The sequence below is a fragment of the Enterobacteriaceae endosymbiont of Donacia cinerea genome (assembly GCF_012569925.1).
Classification (GTDB): Bacteria; Pseudomonadota; Gammaproteobacteria; order Enterobacterales; family Enterobacteriaceae.
This window is the reverse complement of the sequence record NZ_CP046205.1, coordinates 1-5,119: the sequence shown is the minus strand read 5'-3', so window position 1 is coordinate 5,119 and position 5,119 is coordinate 1. Positions and strand designations below refer to the sequence as shown.

3 protein-coding genes are annotated in these 5,119 nt (G+C 19.8%); 2 read left to right on the top strand and 1 reads right to left on the bottom strand.

The window, feature by feature from the left end:
- Positions 1-722 precede the first annotated feature (722 nt).
- The gene (trfA, locus tag GJT94_RS02260; RefSeq protein WP_168894521.1) at positions 723-1,550 is read left to right on the top strand and encodes a plasmid replication initiator TrfA; all 828 of its coding nucleotides are present in this window, start codon (positions 723-725) and stop codon (positions 1,548-1,550) included.
- A 58-nt stretch (positions 1,551-1,608) separates the two neighbouring features.
- A complete protein-coding gene (locus GJT94_RS02255; RefSeq protein WP_168894520.1) occupies positions 1,609-2,289 on the top strand; it encodes a prephenate dehydratase domain-containing protein in 681 nt (226 codons plus the stop codon).
- A 52-nt stretch (positions 2,290-2,341) separates the two neighbouring features.
- On the opposite strand, the gene GJT94_RS02270 is transcribed toward GJT94_RS02255, so the two are convergent.
- Positions 2,342-5,119 (bottom strand): inverse autotransporter beta domain-containing protein, encoded by a 2,778-nt coding sequence (locus tag GJT94_RS02270; RefSeq protein ID WP_211080457.1) that lies wholly within the window; start codon positions 5,117-5,119, stop codon positions 2,342-2,344.

Genomic DNA, 5,119 nt, shown 5'->3' with positions numbered 1-5,119 from the left:
TGAATTTAATTTGTTTCTTTCTTTTTTTTATTGGTAAAATTTTATTTAAATTTTAATATTAATATCATTCATTCATATATTTTTATATTGTACATACATTTTTTTATTTTTACAAGTCTTAAATTAATAAAATTTTATAAATGATTATAAATGATTATAAATGATTATAAATGATTATAAATGATTATAAATGATTATAAAGAAAAACACATTATAAATGATTATAAATGATTATAAATGATTATAAATGATTATAAATGATTATAAATGATTATAAAGAAAAACACATTTTTTTATATATATACATATAAGGCTACTTGATATCCCGTGTTTGGCTACTTGATATCCCGTGTTTGGCTACTTGATATCCCGTGTTTGGCTACTTGATATCCCGTGTTGGGGCTGCTTTATTTTTTTAAAAAAAAATAATACATTTGTTTTTTATTAAAAAAAATTTGACATTTAAAAAAAATATTAGTATTATTAGTCTAATTTTAATTAGATATTGCTTGTTTATTTATATTTAAATAATGAATTTTTTTATGTATAGAAAATAAACAAAATTAAACATTCATATATTATAAAGTAAAAAAAACATAATAATTAATTTATATAACTTTATTAAATAATAAACTAAATAAATTATAATAAATAAAAATAGGTGTTCAATTTTTTGAAACTTTAAAAAAAGGTAATAAAAAAATAAACCTTTAATTTTTTAAATGCGTAAAAAATTATTTTTTAATAGAATTAAATTGTTAGTTAAAAAAAGTAGTGTTTTAAAAAAAGAAAAAAATAAGGAAAATAATAACTTTAATATAAAAAGAAATTTTCCTAATATTTCAAAAAATAAAAGGGTAATACCAAATGTTCTACTACGTAGTTCTCTTTTTGGTATAATAAAAAAAGGTAATAGAAAATATGAAAAAAATATTTTAAAAACGTCATTAAATAGTTTTTTAATACGTTTTACAGGTGAAAGTTTAGATCAAGCTGATTTGGATGTTTGGTTAGAATGTTTATATTTATTTACTAAAGTTCCTTTAGGGGAAAAAGTAATTTTTTCTACCTTTTCTTTTTTAAAATCGATAAACAGAAATACAGGAAAAAAAGATTATGAATGGCTTAAATCATCTTTAATGAGATTATCTATTTGCAGTATAGAAATAAATTATAAAAATTATTTTTATGTAGGTCATTTATTACATGAATGGTATAGAAATGATAAAACAAAAAAAAATATTATTTTATTAAATAAAAAAATAATATCTTTTTTTATAGATTCTATGTGGACAGCAATTTCTTTAAAAGAAAGAAAGAAATTAAAAGGTAAACAATTATCACAATGGATTCATTGCTTTTTTTGTTCTCATAATAAGACTCCTTTACCCTATAAAGTAGAAACTTTAAAAAAATTATGTGGAAGTAATATACATATATTATGGAAATTTAGACAAATTTTAAAAAAATCATTATATGAAGTATCTTTAGCCACCGGGTGGAAATTTTGGATAGATAAAAATGATATTGTTCATATTATGAAAAAATAACTTTTATCTTTTTTTTTTTATGTTAAAATAAACAAAAATTAATTTCTTTTATTTTAAAATGTTAAAAATTATTAAAGATAGTATTTTTTCTAATAAAAATAATAATACAATTATTAATTATAATATTGAAAATTTTATAAAAAAAAAAATTCAAAAAAATTTTATAAAAAAATATTATAAAAGTATTGCTTTTTTGGGACCAAGAGGTAGTTATTCTCATTTAGCTTTATTAACTTATACTAATAATAGTTTTATAAATAAAACTATTATTAGTATAAGTTGTAAAAGCTTCACTGAAATTTTTTTTTATATAAAAAGTAAAATTATTAATTTTGCTATTATCCCTATATATAATAATTATACAGGATTAATAAAAGAAGTTTTAATATTATTAAAAAATAATAAGTATTTTTTACATATAAAAAAAAAAATCATATTACCCATTCAACATTGTTTAGTCTCTCATCAAGATGATATATATAAAATAAAAAAAGTTTTTAGTCATCCTGAGCCATTTAAACAATGTAGTATTTTTATTAATAAATTTCCAAAATGGGAAATAAAATATTGTTCTAGTTCTTCATTTGCAATGAAATTTATTAATAAAAATAAATCAAAAAAATTAGCAGCTATAGGAAATAAAATTTCAGCTAAATTTTATAAATTGAAAATTATAAAAACTAATATATCAAATAAAATAAATAATCAAACTAGTTTTTTAGTTTTAGAAAAAAGATAAATTTTTTTTTCTAAAACTAAAAAATAAAAAACTATTATATAAAATATTAATATTAATTATCCTCAACACAAATAAAAGGAAAAATATTACCCACGATACCTTGATCTATTTTCCCTGTCACAAAATCAATATGAAAATGTAATGGATCCGGGAAATACATATTTATTTTGGGAGTTGAAGTCCAAAACATACTAAAAAATTTTTCAACTATAGGCCATCCATAATTACCAATTAAATCATCTCCTGGATGAGCATTATAAAAATCTAATAATTCATCTTTTGTTGGTAATCTGGAATTACGTGATTTACAAAATGCTTCTGCATTAAACCAATTAAATTTTGCCCAATCTTCATTTAGAAGATAATTTACTTGATCTCCAAGACGTTCTGCGCTTAAAATAGGTCTTCTAAATTTTAAACCATTAAAAAGTATAAAATCAGGCATGTGTCCATACATTTTAGCTAAAATAATTTTAGGACTTGTAGGTACTGTAAAAATAACGTTAAACGTTTTAGAAACATAATTATTCGCAATAATTTGAAAAAAATTTTTAACCCCAATACCATGAGGATCAGATATTTTAAGTTCTAATTCTCCATTTACATCAGATCTTAAAAAGAAATATTTGCCATCATAAGATTTTTTATGAGTAATATCTTCAATATGAATTAAACCACTATCTTTTCTAACCTCCCCATGTTGATCTACTGCCATTGTATTTTTTATTTCAATATCAGAAAATTTTAATCTTTTACCATGTTTATCATAAACGGTTATCAATAATTTAATTGATTCATTAACTTTTGCAATAAGACTTTTAGGTTCTATTTTTAGTACCATGTTATCTACAGATGGGATAACAAATTCCATTTTATCACTAATATCTTTATTTACTTTATCACCAATTTTTACTCTAAATGTAGCATATCCAGAAGATGAACTTGTTATAAATGCAGAATAAGTTCCTTTAGGATTTTCAGTAACATGACTTATATGTATATTATGTTTGTCAAATAAAAAACATTTTTCTACGAAAAAACTAACATCCTTTAAATCTGTTAATAATTCATTATTAGAATCTCTAGCTTCAAAAACAATTTTTGCCTTTTCTGAATTTACTAATATTTTTTTAGGGAAAATATTTAAAGTTGAAGATTTTTTATCTACTAAAGGACGTAAAACTTTTATCTTAATAAAAGATACATCTTTATTACCTAATATATCAGTAACAACAACTCTTAATACATAATGGTTATTATTAACATTTTGAAAATCATAACTAGGTAAATTTATTACATAATCATTTTTATTATAGTTTTTATATAACCAAACTGATCCCCCCCCATTTGTAAAAACATGACCAGCATTAAAATAAGTATTACTTATTGGATTAACATGACTGATATTCATTTTTAAAAAATGTTGGCTTCTAGGAAATCCTATAATTTCTTTCTTTGAAAACCATTTAATTATATATTTATTTCTAAATATTAACTTAATATCATTATCTCTATCTACAAAGTCATACCTATGATCATAAGATGAAGAAAAAACATCATTAATTTTTGTATGTATTTGATTATAAAAAGAAGAGTTTAATTGTATGTTTAGATTTATCCCAAATTGGAAATTACCTTTTTCTAATGTTTGTAATCTCTCTATACTAAAAGTTAAAAAAGGTATTGGATTATAACTAATAGAAAAAGAAAAAAAAGGATCAGAAAAGATTTTTTCATAACTTTCCCCATCATTATTCATTTTAAATCCTATATTCCCAAAATATTTAGAATAATCTAGTTTAAATACTAATTCTGGTATTTTAGGTAAATACCCTTTAATTCTAAAATCAAATCCGGTAGCTGGTTTTGAAAAATATTCATTATCATGAATATCATTATAAAAATTTTTTTTATTCAAGTTATTTGTATAATGCCACCATCTACTTAAACCATAGTAGATATTAGTATTAAATTTAATAAATTCCTTCCAAAATTCAAATCCTAAACCTAATCTCATATTATCTAAGGAAATATCATAATCTAGAAAACTATTTATTCCTAATAAATAATTATTATCAAAAGAAAATTTTCTCAAACCTAAACCAAAATTATTCTGATTTCTATTATTAGTTTTATGTGTACTATTTTGTAAAAAAAAGATATAATCGTCACTTTCCCTTAAAGGTAATAAAAAACTAATCTCTGAATTATTAAGATTTAAATTTTCATCTAGTTTTATTTTTATTCGAGTTTTTCCATTTACTTTTAGTTTACTAAATAATTTATAAAAACCAGATTGAACTTTTTTATTAATTTCATTATTGAATGCATCAAAAATAATTGATTTAATATTTGTTGTAAAATTATCTTTGTTTAAAAAATTTTTTTTTGTTAATGAGTAGTAATAAAATATGTTATTTTGATTACTTTCAGTTTTCTTTTTTGTAACAGAAAAAGAATCTAATTTATAATTATCTAGATAATTATTATTATTTGAATGTTTTCTTACATTATCCCAAAAAATCTCTTCTTTAGATAAAGATTTATTAAAACTGTTTTTATCTTTATTTTTAAAAAAGGAATATTCTTTTTCTAAAATTTCTTTTATAGAATTACTGTCAAAAATTTTTTTTATTATATTTATATTTGTTTTATTTACGAAAGAAAAATATTCCTTTTTTATTTTCTTAAAAATACAAACATTTAAGTTATTAATCTTTTTATTTAATTTACTATTAACATTAGATGTAAAAAAACATGTAAAGAAAACAACTATTAGTATTTTTTGTAATTTTTTTATAATCTTAAAAATTATTAGTTTTTTTTCCAT